Here is a 21,313-nt window from a genome sequence, read left to right as displayed (position 1 = left end):
AAGGGAAGTGAACACTTCACCCAACCCTACAGTAGCGCTCCATAGTTTAAAATTAAGACTATGGCAGTGTTGTACCTATTGAGCACAACCCCAGCAAATTGCTTAGATATACAATTTACTTCGGCAATTAGACCTTTCATTCCCGCTCATTGGCATCACCCCAACGAAAACTACTTTTTATAATTGCGCCTCTACGTGCGATAACATTATTAACTGTGTAAACCAGAGTTTAACAACAAATTAACCAAAGCATCGCATCAGGTAGCCGCAATTGTACCCATCAAGAGCAACAATGCAACATATCATTCCGACAAAAATGTCTTTTTGTTAATGAACTAATCAATAAAAAAATAGTCTACATATAACAATTACTCCACCAGTCACATATCGATTTTTAAGATAATCTTAATAATTATTATAAATTCATCAAAAGTGAGTCGTTTCTTTTTCAACTATTCATCTCACTTTTATATTTAAATAACCAATACAAGAAATACTATTTGTTTTATTCCTAGGCTCTGTTTATTATTAGGAGGATTATTTAGTTTACCTTGATGGGAAATATCATGTCTGAATTAACAAAAACACTATTAAATATCCGCAGCCTTCGTGCGTTCTCACGTGAATTAACTCTTGAGCAACTTGAAGAAGCGCTAGACAAGCTGACTATTGTTGTACAAGAGCGTCAAGAGTCTGAAGCTGAAGAACGTGCAGCTAAAGCAGAGCAAGAAGCTAAGCTTTCTGCTATTGCTGAACAAATTGCAAAAGACGGAATTGATGTTGCAGATCTTATTGCTGCACTTTCTGGTGAAGCAAAATCTAAAACAACTAAAGCTAAACGCGCTCCTCGCCCAGCGAAATACAAATACGTAGACGCAAACGGCGACGAGAAAACTTGGACAGGTCAAGGCCGTACGCCTTCAGCTATCCAAGAACAACTAGATGCTGGTAAATCTCTAGAAGAGTTTGCTCTTTAAGGCATCGTGTTTGCTAAGTGAATAATCAATAAAACACTAAGCAATAGAATTAATATTAAGTCGACTAAAGTATTATTTACGGCTTCAATATATTCAGAAACAAAAAAGGCTCCTTTCGGAGCCTTTTTTATATTTCACTATTAGAAATATAAATGAAAAAGATAAAAATATCTTATCTTTCCCAGTATGCTTCTTCTAGACTGTCTTCTCTTTCAGGAAGGCCACGAGACAAGCGAGGAGAGTGCTGAACCAACACTTCATAACTTGCACGGTTTGAATATTTACAAACTTGTGAGAAAGATGAATACGTTAAAAATGCATGTTGGTGCTTGCTAGAATTCGGTACATTTTCTTTATGATATTTATTTGCTGCCATATCATGTAATAAAGCCGACAGCGCCGCATCCCCTGCACCATTGGTATTCTTGATCTTTTCTGGACCACCCATGTAAGGTGCGATATGCGAATAGATTTTCGTTGGGTTGTCACATAACTCTTTATGTGCAGGGCGGCTAAACTCATAGCGGTTAAATTCTGCAATCGAGCCTGGTAACAACGGCAATGAAGTTTCACGCTTGACCGCGTCTTCAGTATAACCCGCCATGAATAAGCCAACAGGGCCTGCCGTACATAGAACTAAGTCTACCCACTCTAGTGCTTTGTCTGAAGCAGCAAGCGGATCGCTTTCTCCTGTTAAGGCTTCAGCTTCGTCTTCATTCATTGCAACAACGGTGACGTGCTGTTCAAGGAAATCTTTCCAGAACTCTGGATCATCTTGAATAACGAACTTAGTACCAAGAGTTAAAACAACAGGCACATCGTATTTCTTCGCGTATTCGATCGCTTTCATTGTTGCTTCAGGCATAGGGTCACCTGGTTTACAACGAACTAAATACGCCGTTAACACTAAAGCAGAAGCACTTTTGAAAATTTTCTCAGGGATGCTTTCTGGTTTTAATTGGTTCATTTGTCCTTCGCTAATTGCGAAAGTACGTTCACCATCTTCTGTAATTAATGCAAAGCAGCGACCAATTGCGCCATCTACCCCTTGTAAATGGTTCAGATCCATTCTGCTTGATGTATTACATAAATAGCGGTAACCGTAGCTACCAATCTTAATATCTTGGCTCATTACACCCAATAGCGTTGAACGGTCATCCGCAAGTACTGAATAGTTGTGTAATGTATTACCAATTGTGCCACCAGCGTATTCATTGGTAATCAGGCACTGTTCTTTTAATTCTTGATACAAGGATTCAGCAGCTTCATCACCAATAACCAGTGAGTGTCCCTTACTTAGGCCATATTTTTCGATTAGCTCAGAACTCACTTTCGCTTCAATATCCACCAAAGTTTGGTCAATACCGATAATATGAGTACGTGACATTCTTTTGCTAGTTTGAGCTTGGCTTACTAAAGGGTCACGAGCGTGAACCGGAAAATAGTGCTTTGATTTACGTTGTCCAGGGAATTTCATAAGGCTAGTCTAAGTCAAGGGGAAATAGGTGGCGGATTCTACCGCGCTATATTTAACGCGGCAATCTTTCAAACTATAGCAAACGTTTGCTAGGCTATTTTTTTATTCGCCTTCCATAAAGCTTAAGTCAGGTAGCATACCCAAATGCTCGGCGTAACGTTTTTGATTAAACTCAGCGCCGTTTTTCATTACATCAAATACTTCAATAGCCAATGCACATGCCATAGCCGCAATCGCCTCTTCACGAGGAGTACCTGTCATCATTAAACGCATCAGCGTCTCTTTCACTTTCACAGGTTGGCCATCTTCAAGTTGGTTTTCGATAATCTCGATCAACTGTTCTTCTTGCATAAACTCATTTTGTTCAGACATTTTTTATCTCAGGTCTTGGATTTCGAGCGACTATGCCACATATAGATCTGACATCCTAGCGAGTCTCCTCGCGTTCATGCGATTCTCTAACGAATTCAGCGCAATATTTGTGCAAATGAAACTGTGATTCCGGTCTCGGATCTGTCGCGGTGTTTCTCTTTCTGTTAGAATCTGCGACCAAGTAATAGTAACGGTGTTTAGACATGTCAGATATCAGCTCTGGAAACAGCGAAAAGAAAGTAATTGTCGGTATGTCCGGCGGTGTAGATTCGTCAGTATCGGCGTATCTTCTTCAGCAACAAGGCTATCAGGTAGAAGGCCTTTTCATGAAAAACTGGGAAGAAGACGATAACGAAGAATACTGCACGGCAGCTGAAGACCTTGCTGATGCTCAAGCGGTATGTGACAAACTAGGTATCCACCTTCACACTATCAACTTTGCAGCAGAGTACTGGGATAATGTATTCGAGTACTTTCTTGAAGAATACAAAGCGGGTCGTACACCGAACCCAGATATCCTTTGTAACAAAGAAATCAAATTCAAAGCATTCTTAGAGTTTGCGGATGAAGTATTAGACGCAGACTACATCGCGATGGGTCACTATGTTCGTCGTACTTTCCCAACACAAGAAGAGCTCGATGCTGGCGTAAAACCAGAAATGCTGCGTGGCTTAGACGGCAACAAAGACCAAAGCTATTTCCTATATACGCTAAGTTCAGATCAAGTGGCACGCAGCCTATTCCCAGTTGGTGAATTAGAGAAGCCTGAAGTGCGACGCATTGCTGAAGAGCAAGACTTGATCACAGCGAAGAAAAAAGACTCAACAGGTATCTGCTTTATTGGTGAGCGTAAGTTCACAGAATTCCTTGGCAAATATCTACCGGCTCAACCAGGTAACATCGAGACACCTGAAGGCCAAGTTATTGGTCAACACCAAGGTTTGATGTACCACACGCTAGGTCAACGTAAAGGCCTGCATATCGGTGGCACCAAAGGCGGCGGCGGTAATGAAGACCCATGGTTTGTTGGTGAAAAAGACCTTAAACGTAATGTTCTGATCGCGGTACAAGGTAAAGACCACCCTCTTTTAAAATCAGAAGGTTTGATCGCTTCTCAGCTTCATTGGGTTAATCGCACACCAATTACTGAAGTTATGACATGCACGGTAAAAACACGTTACCGTCAAACCGATATTCCTTGTACAATCATCCCAATTGACGATGATAACATTAAGGTTATCTTCGATGAGCCGCAAATCGCTGTAACGCCAGGCCAGTCGGCTGTGTTCTACCAAGATGAAGTCTGTCTTGGTGGTGGTATCATCGAAAAACGCATCTAACTAATCAAACAAAACGATAGAAAACAACTAGGAGTTACTACGTGGCTAATACACTTTATGACCGTACTATTGCTTTCGCTGGAATTTGCCAAGCTGTAGCTTTGGTTCAACAAGTAGCGAAAGACGGCCGTTGTGATAAAGATGCCTTCGAAGCTTCACTCAATGCCATTTTAAATACTAACCCAGCGAACACTGTGGGTGTATTTGGCCGTGAGGCGAACCTAAAGCTAGGCCTTGAATGCTTAGTAAAAGGTATCGACAGTACTCCTGCTGGTAGCGACATTACTCGCTACATCATCAGCCTGATGGCGCTTGAACGTAAACTATCTGCTCGCAATGACTCTATGTCACAGCTTGGCGATCGTATTCAAACTGCAGAGCGTCAAACTGAGCACTTCGATCTGTTTGACGAGCAAATGATCAGCAACCTTGCGAGCATCTACTTAGATGTAGTGAGCCCTATTGGCCCTCGTATTCAGGTTTCTGGTACGCCAGCAGTACTTCAACAGACATCGAGCCAGCATAAGGTTCGTGCTCTGCTGCTATCAGGAATTCGAAGCGCTGTGTTATGGCGTCAAGTTGGCGGTAAACGTCGCCACCTTATCTTCGGTCGCAAGAAGATGATCGAGCAGGCTCAAATCCTGCTAGCTCGCATGTAATTTATTAGCTCGCGCCTCGTCGCGAGCTTGTTTGTTGTACCAACACAATTTCAACGCAAACGATTGCGCAATATGCGTGACAATTGAGATTGTTGCTGGTATAAACCTCTCAAAATTTAGAAAACTCAATTCAGGAGAACACCATGGAACTGTCAGCATTGACTGCTGTTTCACCAGTAGACGGCCGTTACGGAAGCAAGACTGTTGCATTACGCAGCATCTTTAGTGAGTTTGGCCTACTAAAGTACCGCTCTATCGTTGAAGTTCGTTGGTTACAAAAGCTTGCAGCTACAGATGCAATCAAAGAAGTGCCAGCGTTTAGTGCAGAAGCTAACCAGTTTCTTGATGAACTAGCTGCTAACTTCAGTGAAGAAGATGCTCTACGTATCAAAGAGATCGAGCGCACGACTAACCACGACGTTAAAGCGGTTGAGTACTTCTTGAAAGAGAAAGTTGCTGGCGTTCCTGAACTTCACGCTGTAAACGAATTTATTCACTTTGCATGTACTTCTGAAGACATCAACAACACCTCTCACGCGCTTATGCTTAAAGAAGCTCGTGATACCGTGATTCTTCCAGAAATCCGCAACGTAATTGATGCTATCAAAGCACTTGCGAACGAGTACCGTGATATTCCATTACTGTCTCGCACACACGGTCAGCCAGCTTCTCCTTCTACTATGGGTAAAGAGATGGCTAACGTTGCGTACCGTATGGAACGTCAATACAAGCAAATCGAAAACGTTGAGATCCTAGCGAAAATCAACGGTGCTGTAGGTAACTACAACGCACACCTTTCTGCATACCCAGAAGTTGAATGGCACCAGTTCAGCGAAGAGTTCATCACTGAATCTCTTGGCGTAACTTGGAACCCGTACACAACTCAAATCGAACCTCACGATTACATCGCTGAGCTGTTTGATGCTGTTGCTCGTTTCAACACAATCCTTCTGGACTTCGACCGTGACGTTTGGGGCTACATCGCTCTTGGTCACTTCAAGCAGAAGACTATTGCTGGCGAAATCGGCTCTTCTACAATGCCGCATAAAGTTAACCCAATTGACTTCGAAAACTCTGAAGGCAACCTTGGTCTAGCGAACGCAGTATTTAGCCACCTAGCACAAAAACTTCCAGTTTCTCGCTGGCAGCGTGACCTTACTGACTCTACGGTTCTTCGTAACCTAGGTGTTGGTGTTGGCTACGCAATCATTGCATACACTTCGACTCTGAAAGGTATTAGCAAGCTTGAAGTTAACCGTGCTGCGCTACTTGCTGAACTAGACAAAAACTGGGAAGTATTGGCTGAACCAGTACAAACAGTAATGCGTCGTTACGGCATCGAGAAGCCATACGAAAAGCTAAAAGAGCTAACTCGTGGTAAACGTGTAGATGGCGAAGGCATGCGCGCATTCATCGATGGTCTTGAAATCCCTGCAGACGAGAAAGTACGTCTAAAAGAGATGACGCCAGCGAACTACATCGGTCAAGCAATCGAGCTAACTGACAAGCTGTAAGGTTCGAAGTTCGAATCACAGAATAGACTAAGGCTTCCCATGTGGAAGCCTTTTTGTTGAGCGGAACAAAGTGTATTGAGCACAAGAGTCGTTAGCAAAATAATACAAAGCCATCCCGCCTAATTGCCCTGCTCATATCAGCCCGTGCGATATCAACCAATGAATATCGTAACGCTTCATCACCAGTAACCCTCTATCATATCTCTTGGACACATATCCCCCTGAGACTTACTTTCTTGAATGACAAGATCAAAAAAGGCCTCCCGAAGGAAGCCTTTAGAATACATATTGCCACTTAACGACAGCAGCTTGTGTTAGAAATTACATGTTACGTAAAGACGCAATACGCTTGTCTAGTGGTGGGTGGCTCATCAGAAGCTCAGTAAGCGATTTCTTGCCGTTGATACCAAATGCCATCATAGAACCTTCTAGTTGTGGCTCGTGGCTCACCTTTAAACGCTCTAGCGCTGCAATCATCTTCTCTTTACCCACTAGGTTTGCTGCACCTGCATCAGCATGGAATTCACGATGACGGCTGTACCACATCGTAATGAAGCTTGCTAAGAAACCAAATACCAATTCCAACACCATAGACACACCGAAGTACACCATCATGTTGCTGCCACCCTCTTCTTCGTTGTCATTCGACGCAACAATGTTGGCGATGAAACGAGATAGGAAGATAACGAACGTGTTCACGACACCTTGCATTAACGTCATGGTCACCATATCGCCATTCGCGATGTGGCTCACTTCATGCGCTAATACCGCTTCAGCTTCGTCACGCGTCATGTTGTGTAGCAGACCTGTTGATACCGCTACCAATGAATCGTCACGCTTAGCACCTGTCGCGAAGGCGTTGATGTCTGGTGAGTCGTAGATCGCCACTGTTGGCATACCAATACCAACTTGTTGAGATTGACGGCTTACCGTCTCCATCAACCAATGTTCTGTTTCGTTACGTGGGCTCTCAATGACCATGCCGCCTACAGAGCGTAGCGCCATTTTCTTTGACATCATTAATGAGATGAATGAGCCACCAAAGCCAAATACCGCAGCCATTAACAGCAAGCCTGAGAGGCTTCCTGGTTGCATACCTGTGACTGCATATACAATATTAAGAACAACACTTAGTACCAATACAACCGCAAGGTTGGTTGCAAGGAACAACATTACTCGCTTCATTACTTATCTCCGCATGAAAGCTGTTTTTATAAAACTTATTGTTATAGACAAGGCAGACAGCAATTTATTCCAACCTTGAAGACTTATACTTACTTATACATATAGTCTTAGATTAAGAAAACAAGGTTAAGCATTAAATTGCAACATTTGATTACGAGATTGTAGCTGAGTTAATCGCGGTCTATTAGACCTAAGTCGTATGGTGTCGATATAACAATCCGTTTACAGTGACCTCAGATGATTTATTGGCTAGTCCATGTACAAAAAGGGAACGATCATGGTTGAAGGTACTAACACTCAAATGGCTATCGATTTACTGTGCTGTCACCTAGGGATTACTGAAGAAGAAGCGAAAAAGCAGATTGGAATCCTAACACCGCAAACGGCACAGACAAAAATCACAGAAACACAGCAAGCACTAATGGGACTTACAAAAGAACATTAATCCCAAGCTTGCTGGATTAAAAGACCGGTTGTTTATCAACTTATGGTCAAAGGCTTAACATAGCAAAAGGGCTGCAATCGCAGCCCTTTTCTTGTTTAACGCATAACTTGAAACTTAGAGATCAAGCAATGGCTGTACATTAATGTACTTACCAATGTTCTTAGACTTGGCTTTTGGCACATAAGGGATTTCACCTAACTTTGGCGCACCTAGCTTGTCTTCCAACATCGCAATAATATCAGCGTAATGTTCAGTGCCTGGATTAATGCGGTTAGCAACCCAACCTACTAGGTTTAGACCATCTGCACGAATCGCTTCTGCGGTTAACAAAGCGTGGCTCAAACAGCCAAGCTTAATCCCCACCGTCAGTACGACTGGAAGCTGCTCTTTCTTAACCCAACTAGACAAGTATTCATCGTCTGAAACCGGAACACGCCAGCCACCAGCACCTTCAACTAAAACGATGTCTGAATTCTGTTTATGCTGTTCTAACTTTGCTGATAATACCGCTTCATCAACCACGACACCGTCATGCTTAGCTGCGATATGAGGTGATGATGGTAGCAACAATGCATACGGGTTAACGTCTTCGTAAGCAACATCTTGCGTCGCAGCTTCTTGAAGGTGCAATGCATCACTGTTACGTAACCCTTCAGGGTATTGTTCACACCCAGCTGCAACTGGCTTATAACCAATTGTTGATAAATCTTGTGCGGCCAAAGCTTGAAGAATCGCTTTTGAAACCACAGTTTTTCCCACTTCGGTATCCGTACCTGCAATGAATAATGCATCAATCATAATTGAATAACCCCTAAACAAACTTGATATGTTGCTGGCAAGAAACCTTGATGGTTTTTAAACTCTCGATATTCCCGTTCAACAAGCTGCAACATGCGGCGGCTTGTTAAACCTTGTGAGCGACCACTTACGTGATTAGCGCCGATACCTTTAAGGTCGCGCATCAGTTCAAACGCAGTGTCGTACCAAACGGTGATGGTGGGCAAGTCTAGTTGATGAGCCGTACAGCTAGATTGCGCTAACGCAATTTTTACCTGATTGATTGTAATAAAATGGTTAACGTGTTGATGTGCGTCAATTTTGGACCACGACTTTTTCAGTTCAAACAGTGATCCATCAAGCAAAGTTGAGAAAATAACACGTCCACCAACCGCTACAACGCGCTTCATCTCTTGTAAAGGTGAGGATAAATCATCACACCATTGCAACGCTAAGCTTGAAAAAACGATGTCAAAACACCCATCTTCAAACGGCAATTGTTCAGCATCGGCTTGTTGATATAAATAAACCGATGCACCACAGCGCTGCTCTGCCCTTTCTAACATTCCAACAGAAAGGTCAGCACACACCACTTCAGCACCACGCTTTATCATCTGCTCAGAGAAGTAGCCAGTACCACAACCTAAATCGAGCACCTTTAAGCCAGAGAGGTCTCTCGGTAGCTTATCCAGTAGTCGGTGGCCGACATCGCGCTGAAATTCAGCGTGTTTGTCATACGTTGTCGCTGCTTTACCGAAGGCTTCGGCAATAGCACTCTTATCTTGGCCTACGTAATTATGCACTACTGCTTCTTGTGACATTTACTGAGCCTCTTTCTTTAATTCAAAGCTTGATTCTATGCTTGGTTGGCTTTCAGAGTCGTTGCTTCGCTCTATTGCTTGAAGCAACGAGTCAGTTAACTGAAGAATCTGTTCCTGACTGTGATTGGCCGTTAACGTAATTCGTAAACGAGCAGTCCCAATAGGCACCGTTGGTGGCCTTATTGCCGTTACCCAAACTTGATTGCGCTTTAACTCTTCAGCAATAGATAGTGCAGCTTGGGCTTCGCCGATTAAAAATGGCTTGATCGGCGTCTGAGTATCAATAAAGCCTTTCACGCCACTCATCTGCTCAGCATAAAGGGCGCCAAATTCTGTCAACTTCTCACGACGCCACTCTTGCGTCTGGATCATCTTACAAGCATGAGACAAAGCCACCGCTTGTGAAGGGGGCATCGCTGTCGAATACACATGATGACGAGCAAACTGAGTTAAGTAGTCACCCACCTCTGACGAACAAAGAATCGCAGCACCAGAAAGGCCAAATGCTTTACCAAAAGTCACCACCAAGATATCAGGTGAGATTTGTGCCGCACTGCAGCTCCCAGCCCCTTTATCACCTAATACGCCAATACCGTGGGCATCATCAACCGCCAACCAACTGTCGTATCGATTAGTCAGGTTAAATATCTGGCTAAGAGGCGCTTTGTCGCCATCCATGCTAAACACACCTTCAGTCACGACTAACGATTGTGGAGAGCGGCTTAGTAAAGACTCGAGGTGCTGAGTATCGTTGTGCTTGAAACGTTTCATTGTCGCAGGAGAAAGCATCCCCGCTTCCATTAGAGATGCGTGGTTAAGCTTATCTTGCAGTAGATAATCGTCTTTATCGAGCAGAGAAAACAACAAGGCTTGGTTAGCGCTGAAACCAGAGTTGAAGAGAATGGCGCGTTCAAAGCCGAGCCATTCACACAACTGAGCCTCTAAATTTCGATGAGCAGGGCTAAAACCCGTGACCAATGGCGATGCTGCACTGCCAGCACCATATTGGGAAAGTCCAGTTTGCCACGCATTCACCAACTCAGGATCGTTTGCCAATCCTAAATAGTCATTACTCGAAAAATTAATGAAGCTAGAACCTTCGCTCGTAAGCAAAGGACCATTACTGTTTTCTAACACCTTAAGTTGACGAGTTAACCCTTGCTCACGGCGATGAGCAAGAGCACTTTTGATGCGAGATTTAAACAGTGGCATCGTAGAACATGTCATCTTTCGTTGGACGAGCAGCAACGCGCTCCACCACTTGATCTAACAGTTCGTTTTCTTGAATTTCATCAGGCTTCTGAGCCACTTGTTGGCTGTTAATACCTAACTTCTTAAACAGCTGCATATCCGTGTCTTCATCTGGGTTTGGTGTAGTCAGTAGCATACAACCGTAGAAGATAGAGTTCGCGCCAGCCATGAAGCACATCGCTTGCATCTGTTCATTCATATTCTCACGACCCGCTGATAGACGAACCGCAGACATTGGCATCATGATACGAGCAATGGCAATCAGTTTGATAAAATCGAAAGACTCAACATCGTCGACGTTTTCCATCGGTGTGCCTTTCACTTTTACGAGCATGTTGATTGGCACACTTTCAGGGTGTACAGGAAGGTTAGCAAGTTCAACAAGTAAGCCGGCACGGTCATTGGTGCTTTCGCCCATACCAATAATACCACCAGAGCAGATTTTCATACCGGCATCACGCACGTGAGATAATGTATCTAAACGGTCTTGGTAAGTACGAGTAGTAATGATGCTGCCGTAGAACTCAGGAGACGTATCAAGGTTATGGTTGTAGTAATCCAAACCCGCATCCGCTAACTCACCCGCTTGATCGGGCGTTAACATGCCCAGTGTCATACAGGTTTCCAAACCCATGCCTTTCACACCTTTGATCATGTCGGTAAGGTGAGGCATATCGCGCTCTTTCGGGTTTTTCCATGCAGCGCCCATACAAAAGCGAGTTGAGCCCGCATTCTTAGCTTTTAGCGCAGCATCCAAAACACGCTCGACTTCCATTAAGCGTTCTTTGTCGACATCCGTTCGGTAGTGAGCACTTTGAGGGCAGTACTTACAATCTTCAGGACAAGCACCCGTCTTTATCGATAGAAGCGTACTCACTTGCACGTGGTTGTGCTCTTGGTACCGTCTATGAACGACTTGAGCTTCAAACATTAAATCCATAAACGGTTTTTCAAGCAGTGCTGTTACTTCAGCAACTGTCCAGTCATGACGAACTTCCACGTGTCGATCCTTTTTTATTATTTGATGTTGCATCTCTATTAATAGAGATTGCATTTATGCTTGGCTAGTCTACCGACAAGCTTTAGACTGTCAACACATTGATAATATCAAAAGTTTACATATGGTTATTTTTTAACCACACAAAAAATGGAAGTTACTATGGATCTCGCCTTTGATCGCCAGCATATCTGGCATCCTTACACATCAACGTTAACACCTCTGACCTGCTACCCAGTCACCAACGCAGACGGTGTTTATCTAGAATTAGAAGGCGGAAAACGAATTATTGATGGTATGTCATCTTGGTGGTCAACCATCCACGGCTACAATCATCCAGAGCTCAATGCTGCGGCTCACAGCCAAGTCGATAAGGTTTCACACGTTATGTTTGGCGGTATCACCCACCAGCCCGCTATCGATTTATGTAAGAAGTTGTTGAAACTAGCGCCAAGTAATCTAGAGCACGTATTCTTGGCCGATTCAGGTTCAGTGGCCGTGGAAGTTAGCCTTAAGATGGCACTGCAGTACTGGCATGCTAAAGGGCAACCTCGTTCAAAGTTCCTAACGCTAAGAGATGGTTACCACGGAGATACCTTTGCGGCGATGTCAGTGACCGATCCGGATAACTCGATGCATAGCCTTTACAAAGGCTTTCTACCTGAACATATTTTTGCTGATTCACCAAAGACTGGCTTTTGGGATGAGTGGAATTCAAGTGACATCAATAGCTTTCGAGAGAAACTCACAGCCCATCATGCAGAAGTTGCCGCCGTAATCTTAGAGCCTATCGTTCAAGGCGCTGGCGGCATGCGCATCTACCACCCTGAGTTCCTAAAACAAGTTCGATTACTGTGTGATGAATTCAACGTATTACTTATTTTGGATGAGATTGCGACCGGATTTGGCCGAACAGGCAAACTGTTCGCCTGTGAGCATGCCGATGTTCAACCCGATATCTTATGCGTAGGCAAGGCTTTAACTGGCGGCTATATGACGCTGTCAGCGACGCTTGCGAGCAAAGAAGTCGCAGACACCGTATGTGGCGGTGAAGCCGGTTGCTTTATGCACGGGCCTACCTTTATGGGCAACCCTTTAGCTTGTGCTGTGGGTGCAGCAAGTTTATCCATCATCGAGCAAGGCCATTGGAAAAATCAGACTCAACAGATTGAACAACTCTTTTCTGAATTGCTACCGCCTCTACTCGAGCATGAACTGGTTAAAGACGTTCGTTGGCTTGGTGCTATTGGCGTTGTCGAAACTCACACGGCTGTCGATATGGAAACCATCCAAGCGCACTTTGTAGAGCAAGGTGTTTGGATCCGCCCATTTGGTAAGTTGATTTATATGATGCCTCCGTTCATTAGCAAGCCTGAGCACATCGAGAAACTTGTTTCCGCCATTTATTGCGCATTAAAAGATCGCCACTGCTTTAAATAGAAGACAAAGCTATTACCTCTCCTTACTGGTTCATTTGCTATCTGCAATATTGAAGTTAAGGAGAGGTGAGTTCATTATTATCGACAATAGAGAACGACCGCCTTCTAACGAAGTTGGCTGTCTTTACTTGCTCTGCGATTGAACAATGAGTGACGATGCGCAACGTGTTCAAACATGGACTGGCATCCAATACAGAAACGCACGCCTTTAATCGCTAGCCGTCTCTTTTCTGATATCTCATCACCGCACTCGTCACAATAATGCAAGCTTTCCCCACTTTGAATGTTCCCTCTTACACGAGAGATCTCATCATCAATGGTATTTTGAATTTGCTGACTGACGCTATCGTCACCTGCCCATCCTACTGCCATAAGTCCTCCTCTGTATTTGCATGAGAAAATTTGTACCTACCGCGGTAAGAGCGCATTATAACCATTTCTGAGTGATGTAATAATAACCAGAATTAGAGAAACACTATTACAAATAAGTAATGAAACTGGCCCTCGACTTACTGCTTTCCGGTGTAACAGATAATAAAAAACCCAGCCGATTGACTGGGTTTTCGTATAACAGTTTTACTGATTAACCAATGTGCGTTACGCCGCCCATGTATGGTTGAAGTACTGTTGGGATAGCAATACGGCCGTCAGCTTCTTGGTTGTTCTCAAGAATAGCAACCATAGTACGACCAACAGCAAGACCAGAACCGTTTAGAGTGTGTACAAGTTCAGGTTTCTTCTCGCCTTTACGACGGAAACGAGCTTGCATACGACGCGCTTGGAAATCCCACATGTTTGAACAAGAAGAGATTTCACGGTAAGTCTCTTGTGCTGGTACCCATACTTCTAAGTCGTAAGTTTTCGCAGAACCGAAGCCCATGTCACCTGTACATAGAATCACTTTACGGTAAGGAAGCTCTAGAAGTTGAAGTACTTTCTCAGCATGACCTGTTAGCTCTTCAAGCGCTGCCATTGAGTCTTCTGGCTTAGTGATTTGTACTAGTTCAACTTTGTCGAATTGGTGCATACGGATAAGACCACGAGTGTCACGACCGTAAGAACCCGCTTCAGAGCGGAAACATGGCGTGTGAGCTGTCATCTTAAGTGGCAGTTCAGCTTCATCAGTAATCGTGTCACGAACCATGTTCGTTACCGGTACTTCTGCCGTAGGGATAAGCGATAGAGTCTTAAGAGGTACGTCACTTACTTGTTCAGTTAGCGGGCTTGTGTGGAACAAGTCTTCGCCGAACTTAGGAAGTTGACCAGTACCGTATAGGCTATCGTGGTTCACTAGGTACGGCACGTACATTTCTGTGTAGCCGTGCTCATCAGTGTGAAGATCCAGCATGAACTGAGCAATAGCACGGTGTAGACGTGCAAATTTGCCTTTCATCACGATGAAACGAGAACCTGAGATTTTAACTGCGCTAGCAAAATCAAGACCGCCAGACATTTCGCCTAGATCTACGTGATCTTTCACTTCGAAGTCGTAAGTCTTAGGTTGACCCCAACGAGAAACTTCTACGTTGTCGTCTTCATCTTTACCGTCTGGCACTTCTGCATCAGGTAGGTTAGGAATTGACATGGTGATCGTTTCTAGCTCAGATTGAAGCTCAGCCAATGTTACTTTAGCTTGGTCTAGTTCTGCGCCTAAGTTGCCTACTTCTGCAAGGATACGCTCAGCTTCTTCATGGTCGCCTTTTGCTTTCGCTTGACCAATGGACTTCGATCGAGAGTTACGTAACGCTTGCAGCTCTTCAGTTTTCATCTGAAGGGACTTACGTTTTTCTTCAAGTTCACGAATTGTCTCTACATCAAGGGTGAAGCCTCGACGTGCTAATTTTGCCGCTGTTTCATCCAGCTCAGCTCGAAGTAATTTAGAATCCAGCATTGCTAATCCTATGCTTTAGTTATTTGAATATTCAGTAGATTGCTACTGAATCACTGCTAAACCCCTAAAACCGGTGCTAATTCGACCAATTTCAAACGATTTAATTGAATTTTTATGACTAGGTAACGATATCCAAAAAAGACTACTTTTCATAGCGTTTTTGTGGGCTTTTTGCGTCCAAATCCACCAGATAATCTAGCTTCTCGCCAATTTTGGTCTCTAAGCCTCGTTTTGTTGGGAAATAGTATTGTGTTTCGCCCATTTCAGGCGGCAAATACTTTTCGCCAGCTGCGTAGGCACCAGGTTCGTCATGAGCATAACGGTATTCTTGCCCGTAGCCCATGTCCTTCATCAAAGTTGTAGGTGCATTTCGTAAATGATGAGGAACTTCATACTCAGGCAGATTGTGTGCATCCGTTAACGCTTGCTTCCAAGCGGTGTAAACGGCGTTACTCTTTGGTGCACACGCGAGATAAACAACCGCCTGTGCAATAGCACGCTCACCTTCGGCAGGACCAATTCGAGTGAAGCAGTCCCAAGCGGACATTGCGACCTGCATTGCTCTTGGGTCAGCGTTACCAATATCTTCAGAAGCAATCGCCAGCAAACGTCTTACGATATACAAAGGATCACAACCCGCAGCAATCATTCTTGCTGACCAATACAACGCCGCATCAGGGTTTGAACCGCGAATCGATTTATGAACAGCGGAGATCAAGTCGTACCAAATATCACCCTTATTATCAAAGCGAGCGACTTTCTCCCCTGCTACCTCAGCCAGCAACTGCAACGTTATCGCTTTCTCGCCTTTGTCGTTGTCTTCCGCCATGTCATACAGCAGCTCAAGATAGTTGAGCGACATACGTGCGTCACCGTTGACCAGTTCAGCGAGGCGATCTAAGACGTTATCAGCAAAATCAGCCGTTACATCACCCAGACCGCGCTGTTTATCTTCAATAGCTTGGCGAATAACGAGAGAAATATCATCGGTATGAAGCGAAGTCAGCTTGTAAACACGCGCACGTGACAACAAAGCGTTGTTCAGTTCAAAGGATGGGTTTTCTGTGGTCGCGCCAATAAAGGTCACGGTGCCATCTTCAATGTGTGGCAAAAAGGCATCTTGCTGACTTTTGTTAAAGCGATGGACTTCGTCCACAAACAGGATCGTTCTGCGCCCTGCTTGTTTATTTTCACGCGCTTTTTCAATCGCAATACGAATGTCTTTAACACCCGAGGTTACCGCTGATACGCGCTCAACTTCAGCATTCGCATAGTTTGCTGCCACTTCCGCCAGCGTGGTTTTACCGGTGCCAGGAGGCCCCCATAAAATCATCGAGTGAATATGGCCCGCTTCCAACGCTCTACGAAGTGGTTTACCTGGGCCTAATATATGCTGCTGACCGATGTACTGTTCGACAGTTTCAGGTCTCATACGAGCAGCAAGGGGACGAAAATCTTCGTCCCCTGCAAAATCTAAGCTGTAATTACTCAATTGCAATCTCTTGATTCGTTGATGGCATCTGTGCCTATCGACGTACTACCAAATGATCTGCTTCATTAGATCAGTTTCTTTGGTCGTCGACCTCGACACCTTCCGGTGCCACAAAAGTAAAGCGGTCTGCTGCAGGTTTACCCAAGTCAACATTGCTAAAGGTAAACTCACCTTTCTGACCGTCTTGTTCAATTACGTTAAAGCCCTGAACAATACCCTTTTCAGTGATCTTAATCTGGAAGTCGCCCTGATTAGAATCCACGGCTGTCGGCGTTAGCGTAAATTGGTTACCCGTTTGTGCGACATTGTAGTTGTCCCAATCGCTTTCTTGATTACGAGTCAGCAAGACAAAAGGTGTTTGTGATGTTGCTTGCTCTTGCCAGTAAATACTAACCTGCTCAATGAACGGGCTGTAGTACCACAAGCTTTGACCATCAGATACCAACACGTTTTCATCAGGGAAAGTCGTTTCCCAACGGAATAAGCTTGGGCGTGCAATCTCAACCGTGCCCTCGCCTTCCATAACAACATCACCATCAGGGCTAGTCACGACTTGTTTAAAGTCGGCGCTAAAACCTGCATTCAATGACAAGCGGCTACTCAGTTCTTCTTTCGGAGAAGCCAATACTGAAAAGCTCATAAATAAAAGTGCGAATACTTTTTTCATCAATAATCCTGTTAGAACATACGTCGGTCATATTTTCGATTTGACCGACTGAATAGTTATGAGTTCCGAGCGGAACTAATCTTTTGGTGGCGCTGGCGCTAAGACTTCACGGTTACCGTTATGGCCTGGAGCACTCACAATGCCTTGAGCTTCAAGCTGCTCAACAATTCGTGCTGCACGGTTGTAGCCAATCTTGAATCGACGTTGTACGCCAGAAACTGAACCACGACGTGAATGGACAACGTGTTCTACCACTTGATCAAACAGAGGATCGACTTCTTCATCGCCTTCCATCTTCTCACCCGGTAACAGTGTTTCCGGGGTTTGGTCCCCGTTCGTAATCTCTTCAATATAGTTTGGCTTACCGCGTGCTTTCCAGTTGTTCACTACCGCGTGTACATCATCATCAGATGCAAACGCACCGTGTACACGAGTTGTGTGGCTTGAACCCGGTGGTAAGTACAACATATCACCCATACCCAATAATGATTCTGCACCACCTTGGTCAAGAATAGTTCTTGAATCCGTTTTGGTTGATACCGTAAAGGCAACACGAGTTGGGATGTTTGCTTTAATAAGACCAGTAATAACATCCACCGAAGGACGTTGAGTGGCTAAGATCAAGTGAACACCAGCCGCACGCGCTTTCTGCGCCAAACGTGCAATCAGTTCTTCCACTTTCTTACCGACTACCATGATTAAATCAGCGAATTCATCGACGACAACCACAATATAAGGCAGTTTTTCCAACAATGGTGCTTCAGGGTCCATGCTGTCGCCCGGCTTCCACAGTGGGTCATGAATTGGGTGACCCGCTTCCGCGGCCATCTTCAATTTGTCGTTGTAGCCTTTAATGTTACGAACACCGAGAGCCGACATCAATTTATAACGACGTTCCATTTCACCTACACACCAACGAAGGGCGTTAGATGCATCTTTCATGTCAGTCACAACTTCAGACAACAGATGTGGAATACCTTCATAGATAGATAATTCCAACATTTTCGGGTCGATCATGATGAAGCGAACATCTTCCGGTGATGCCTTGTAAAGCATACTCAAGATCATCACGTTTACACCGACCGACTTACCAGAACCGGTTGTACCAGCAACCAGAACATGTGGCATCTTCGATAGGTCAGCAATAACCGCTTCACCAGCAATGTCTTGTCCGAGAACAACGGTCGTTGGTGACTTCGCTTCTTGGAACTGAGGGCTGCCCACCACATCGGAGAAGAATACGGTTTGACGGCTCATGTTCGGCAATTCCAAACCAACATAAGGTTTACCCGGTATTACCTCGACGACACGTACTGCCAATGCAGAAAGCGAACGAGCTAAGTCCATAGAAAGGCCAGAAATACGGCTTACTTTGACGCCAGGAGCCAGATCGAGTTCGAATCGAGTGATGACAGGACCTGGGAAAATATCAACCACATCAGCTTTAATCTTGTAGTCCGCTAGCTTCGATTCAACAAGACGAGCGATCGCCTCTAGTGCATCGCGGTCAATAAAGGTTTCACGTTTTTCAGGGTGGAACAACAACTCAAGCGTTGGCAATGGTTCGGCCGGTTTCGGTAAGTTAACATCTTGCTGTACCAGGAACGGGTTTTGTGTCGCCGCCATGTTCGCTTGTGCCTCAGAGACAAGGCTTTGGAAGGCTGCAACATCTTGATCTTGGTGAAGAGGCTCTTCTTCTGTTACCTGTTCCCAAGGAAGATCAACCGTTGGCTCTTGAGTTTGTTCGTTTGATTGCTCAAATTCTGAATTATTTTGTTGGTTAACTAAAGACTCAGATTGCTCTGCATTATCTTCTTCAGTCGATACAGACTCGAACGTTGTAGACTGTTCATAACTTTGTTCTTCAGCCACATCAAACGGTGATGCTTGTACTGAGAAATCGTCTTCGCTTGGTTCTTCTGGTTCACCCATTGGCGAAGCGTATAACGATTCAGGTTGAACATCTTCCGTATCGAATTCACTCTCAACTTCTGGAGTGCGATCAACTTCTGAAGTGCTATCGACTGCTGACTCAGCACTTTCAAGGCCAATGTCAGTAGGGACAACTTCTGGTTGGTCGTTCTGCATGTATTGTTGGTACGCAGCCTGAGATTCGTGAGCATCCGTCTGATCTTGCTCAGCGAGATCATCTTCATACATAGCGGCATTTTCTAGCTGCTCTATCGTCGCATTCAACTGCTTCGAGCGCTCAATACCTTCTTCGAAAGGTTCTTCTGGCGCGTGGTAAACAGGAGCGACAGAGATAGGTTGCTCTGGTTGAATTTCAGGTTGAACTTGCGGTGCCTCATAAGTAGAAACCTCTGACTTAGCTGGAGCCTCTACTGGCATATGAATATTGTAATGACGCTTCGACGTTGCACTGTTGTCCAACGCATTTACGCCAGTGTCTGAAGAGTCGTTGGTCGCAGAGAAGCTCATCGCAGGGTCGAGCTGATCTTGTTCTGCTTCTTTATACCCTTCTATAGCCTTACCTTCGATAAGATTGTCTTCTAACGCAGGGACATCACGGAAAGTCGGCTTTTGATGACGTTCTGTTAGAGAATCTCTGTCTGTCGATTCTTTCAATTCAGGCTCAAGTAGCTCTTGATCTTGGCCACGCGCCTTATTAACAGCAGATGTAAAAAATTTAATGGCACATTCGCCTAGCCATTCCACAATACTTAACCAAGAAATTCCAGTTAATAGCGTCAAGCCAGCTCCCCATAAGAAAAGAAGAACCAGCGTACTACCGAGAACATTTAACGTGGGAAGCGCAAGGCTTGTTAGTACATCACCCACGACGCCACCTGACGAAAAGTACCAAATGTCGTCAAAGTTGATATCGGCTAGACCGCAACTAGTAAGAATAAGGACAGTAAGGCCAAGTAAGCGAGTACCCCACAGCATGAAATCGATCTGCTCGTCTTCATTACGTTTACGGAATAATACCCACGCTGCAACCGTTACCAAGATAGGTAAAGGGTAAGCCAGAGAACCAAACACAAAGAAAAGCGTATCCGCCAACCATGCACCTAAGTAGCCACCCGCATTTTGAATGTCACCACCCCACGCCGTTTGCGACCATGATGGGTCTGCAGGACTAAAAGTTAATAACGCAACGGCAAGTAGAATAGAGAAGAGAACACCCATAATCAGGCTGCACTCTTTTAGACGTTGAGAACCATTCAAACGAGGAGACTGAGGCTCTTCACTCGTTTTAATGATTGTTTCTACTTTATTACTGCTCTGCTTGAACATAAACCAACTTAATAATTAAACGGAATAAAACATCTCGAGCGACCAAAGCCGCCCGTTTCAATGAAACTACTGTTGATTTAACCATATCAAACAGAAAAACCCAATTCCAGAAAGCAAGAAAGCGGAACAAATGTCCGCTTTCTTTCATTTCACCAATTGTGACTAACGAGTTTTAATCACAAGTTGATTGGTTTGTTTCACTTCTTCCATTACAACGTAAGTTCGAGTGTCGTTTACGCCCGGTAGACGAAGTAACGTATCACCCAGTAGCTTACGGTAAGCACCCATATCCGATACACGTGTTTTTAGAAGATAGTCAAAATCACCCGACACTAAATGACACTCTTGGATGTCATCCAGTTTCTGCACAGCGGTGTTGAATTGTTCGAACACATCTGGAGCACCACGGTTCAACGTAATTTCAACAAACACTAAAAGTGAAGCATCAAGATACTGTGGGTTCAGCAACGCTGTGTACCCAGTAATGTAACCTTGACGTTCTAAACGACGAACACGCTCAAGACATGGAGTTGGAGAAAGTCCTACTCGTTTTGAGAGTTCAACGTTTGAGATACGACCGTCTTTTTGCAACTCATTAAGAATGTTGCGGTCAATACGATCTAGTTCCTTGGACGGCTTCTTATAATTGTCTGCCATTTTTTATTCCACCTTATTACTTCCTTGCAAAAAAATATACTACAACTTTTTAATATTCGGTATCAAATTCTATCTAAACCTATCTATACTAGAT

19 protein-coding genes and 1 riboswitch are annotated in these 21,313 nt (G+C 44.4%); of the genes, 6 read left to right on the top strand and 13 right to left on the bottom strand.

Annotation, left to right across the window (positions count from 1 at the left end; all coding sequences use genetic code 11):
• Nucleotides 1–24: 24 nt before the first annotated feature.
• A riboswitch (Lysine riboswitch) is annotated at nt 25–202 on the bottom strand.
• Nucleotides 203–566: 364 nt separating this feature from the next.
• On the top strand, nt 567–977 hold the full coding sequence (locus OCU90_RS05770) for an H-NS family histone-like protein (RefSeq protein WP_004734569.1): 411 nt from the start codon (nt 567–569) through the stop codon (nt 975–977).
• A gap of 172 nt (nt 978–1,149) precedes the next feature.
• Here the strand turns inward: OCU90_RS05770 and OCU90_RS05765 are convergent, their stop codons facing one another.
• Entirely contained in the window at nt 1,150–2,454 is a 1,305-nt protein-coding gene (locus OCU90_RS05765; protein ID WP_004734568.1) for an inosine/guanosine kinase, read from the bottom strand.
• A gap of 102 nt (nt 2,455–2,556) precedes the next feature.
• Nucleotides 2,557–2,826: a hypothetical protein gene (locus OCU90_RS05760; protein ID WP_004734567.1), complete on the bottom strand. Its 270-nt coding sequence runs from the start codon at nt 2,824–2,826 to the stop codon at nt 2,557–2,559.
• 203 nt (nt 2,827–3,029) lie between these two features.
• Here OCU90_RS05760 and mnmA point away from each other — a divergent pair, with 203 nt between their 5' ends.
• The 3 genes from mnmA to purB all read left to right on the top strand — a co-directional run bounded on the left by mnmA (nt 3,030) and on the right by purB (nt 6,339).
• On the top strand, nt 3,030–4,166 hold the full coding sequence (mnmA, locus tag OCU90_RS05755; RefSeq protein ID WP_004734566.1) for a tRNA 2-thiouridine(34) synthase MnmA: 1,137 nt from the start codon (nt 3,030–3,032) through the stop codon (nt 4,164–4,166).
• A gap of 41 nt (nt 4,167–4,207) precedes the next feature.
• Nucleotides 4,208–4,825 (top strand): high frequency lysogenization protein HflD, encoded by a 618-nt coding sequence (gene hflD, locus OCU90_RS05750; protein ID WP_004734565.1) that lies wholly within the window; start codon nt 4,208–4,210, stop codon nt 4,823–4,825.
• 143 nt (nt 4,826–4,968) lie between these two features.
• A complete protein-coding gene (gene purB, locus OCU90_RS05745) occupies nt 4,969–6,339 on the top strand; it encodes an adenylosuccinate lyase (protein WP_017083261.1) in 1,371 nt (456 codons plus the stop codon).
• A gap of 321 nt (nt 6,340–6,660) precedes the next feature.
• Here purB and htpX read toward each other — a convergent pair whose 3' ends face one another.
• Nucleotides 6,661–7,524, bottom strand: coding sequence for a protease HtpX (gene htpX / locus OCU90_RS05740; RefSeq protein WP_010439977.1), 864 nt, complete (start codon nt 7,522–7,524; stop codon nt 6,661–6,663).
• Between the two features lie 277 nt (nt 7,525–7,801).
• On the opposite strand from htpX, the gene OCU90_RS05735 reads away from it, so the two are divergent.
• Nucleotides 7,802–7,969 (top strand): hypothetical protein, encoded by a 168-nt coding sequence (locus tag OCU90_RS05735; RefSeq protein ID WP_017078977.1) that lies wholly within the window; start codon nt 7,802–7,804, stop codon nt 7,967–7,969.
• Nucleotides 7,970–8,083: 114 nt separating this feature from the next.
• Here the strand turns inward: OCU90_RS05735 and bioD are convergent, their stop codons facing one another.
• The 4 genes from bioD to bioB are packed head-to-tail and all read right to left on the bottom strand — an operon-like array spanning nt 8,084 to nt 11,818.
• Nucleotides 8,084–8,767: a dethiobiotin synthase gene (gene bioD, locus OCU90_RS05730; protein ID WP_061022653.1), complete on the bottom strand. Its 684-nt coding sequence runs from the start codon at nt 8,765–8,767 to the stop codon at nt 8,084–8,086.
• Nucleotides 8,764–9,567 carry a malonyl-ACP O-methyltransferase BioC gene (bioC, locus tag OCU90_RS05725; protein WP_061022654.1) on the bottom strand — a complete coding sequence of 268 codons (804 nt, stop codon included), beginning with the start codon at nt 9,565–9,567 and terminating at the stop codon, nt 8,764–8,766. Before bioC ends, bioD begins: the two co-directional genes overlap by 4 nt.
• Nucleotides 9,568–10,779 carry an 8-amino-7-oxononanoate synthase gene (bioF, locus tag OCU90_RS05720; RefSeq protein ID WP_061022656.1) on the bottom strand — a complete coding sequence of 404 codons (1,212 nt, stop codon included), beginning with the start codon at nt 10,777–10,779 and terminating at the stop codon, nt 9,568–9,570.
• Nucleotides 10,766–11,818 carry a biotin synthase BioB gene (gene bioB / locus OCU90_RS05715; RefSeq protein WP_061022657.1) on the bottom strand — a complete coding sequence of 351 codons (1,053 nt, stop codon included), beginning with the start codon at nt 11,816–11,818 and terminating at the stop codon, nt 10,766–10,768. The genes bioF and bioB overlap by 14 nt, the downstream gene beginning before the upstream one ends.
• Before the next feature lie 159 nt (nt 11,819–11,977).
• On the opposite strand from bioB, the gene bioA reads away from it, so the two are divergent.
• Nucleotides 11,978–13,255 carry an adenosylmethionine--8-amino-7-oxononanoate transaminase gene (gene bioA / locus OCU90_RS05710; RefSeq protein WP_061022658.1) on the top strand — a complete coding sequence of 426 codons (1,278 nt, stop codon included), beginning with the start codon at nt 11,978–11,980 and terminating at the stop codon, nt 13,253–13,255.
• Nucleotides 13,256–13,359: 104 nt separating this feature from the next.
• Here the strand turns inward: bioA and OCU90_RS05705 are convergent, their stop codons facing one another.
• The 6 genes from OCU90_RS05705 to lrp all read right to left on the bottom strand — a co-directional run bounded on the left by OCU90_RS05705 (nt 13,360) and on the right by lrp (nt 21,219).
• Nucleotides 13,360–13,626 (bottom strand): DksA/TraR family C4-type zinc finger protein, encoded by a 267-nt coding sequence (locus OCU90_RS05705; RefSeq protein WP_004734553.1) that lies wholly within the window; start codon nt 13,624–13,626, stop codon nt 13,360–13,362.
• 211 nt (nt 13,627–13,837) lie between these two features.
• Complete coding sequence (gene serS / locus OCU90_RS05700) at nt 13,838–15,145, bottom strand: serine--tRNA ligase (RefSeq protein ID WP_004734554.1); 1,308 nt, start codon at nt 15,143–15,145, stop codon at nt 13,838–13,840.
• A 142-nt stretch (nt 15,146–15,287) separates the two neighbouring features.
• The gene (locus OCU90_RS05695) at nt 15,288–16,643 is read right to left on the bottom strand and encodes a replication-associated recombination protein A (protein ID WP_240513387.1); all 1,356 of its coding nucleotides are present in this window, start codon (nt 16,641–16,643) and stop codon (nt 15,288–15,290) included.
• Nucleotides 16,644–16,707: 64 nt separating this feature from the next.
• Complete coding sequence (gene lolA / locus OCU90_RS05690; RefSeq protein WP_004734556.1) at nt 16,708–17,304, bottom strand: outer membrane lipoprotein chaperone LolA; 597 nt, start codon at nt 17,302–17,304, stop codon at nt 16,708–16,710.
• Nucleotides 17,305–17,379: 75 nt separating this feature from the next.
• Complete coding sequence (locus tag OCU90_RS05685) at nt 17,380–20,562, bottom strand: DNA translocase FtsK (protein WP_061022660.1); 3,183 nt, start codon at nt 20,560–20,562, stop codon at nt 17,380–17,382.
• Between the two features lie 162 nt (nt 20,563–20,724).
• A complete protein-coding gene (lrp, locus tag OCU90_RS05680) occupies nt 20,725–21,219 on the bottom strand; it encodes a leucine-responsive transcriptional regulator Lrp (protein WP_004734558.1) in 495 nt (164 codons plus the stop codon).
• Nucleotides 21,220–21,313: the final 94 nt, after the last annotated feature.

Source organism: Vibrio splendidus, from assembly GCF_024347615.1.
Lineage (GTDB): Bacteria > Pseudomonadota > Gammaproteobacteria > Enterobacterales > Vibrionaceae > Vibrio > Vibrio splendidus.
Note: the sequence above shows the minus strand (reverse complement) of the source record. Positions and strands in the feature narration are given on the sequence as shown.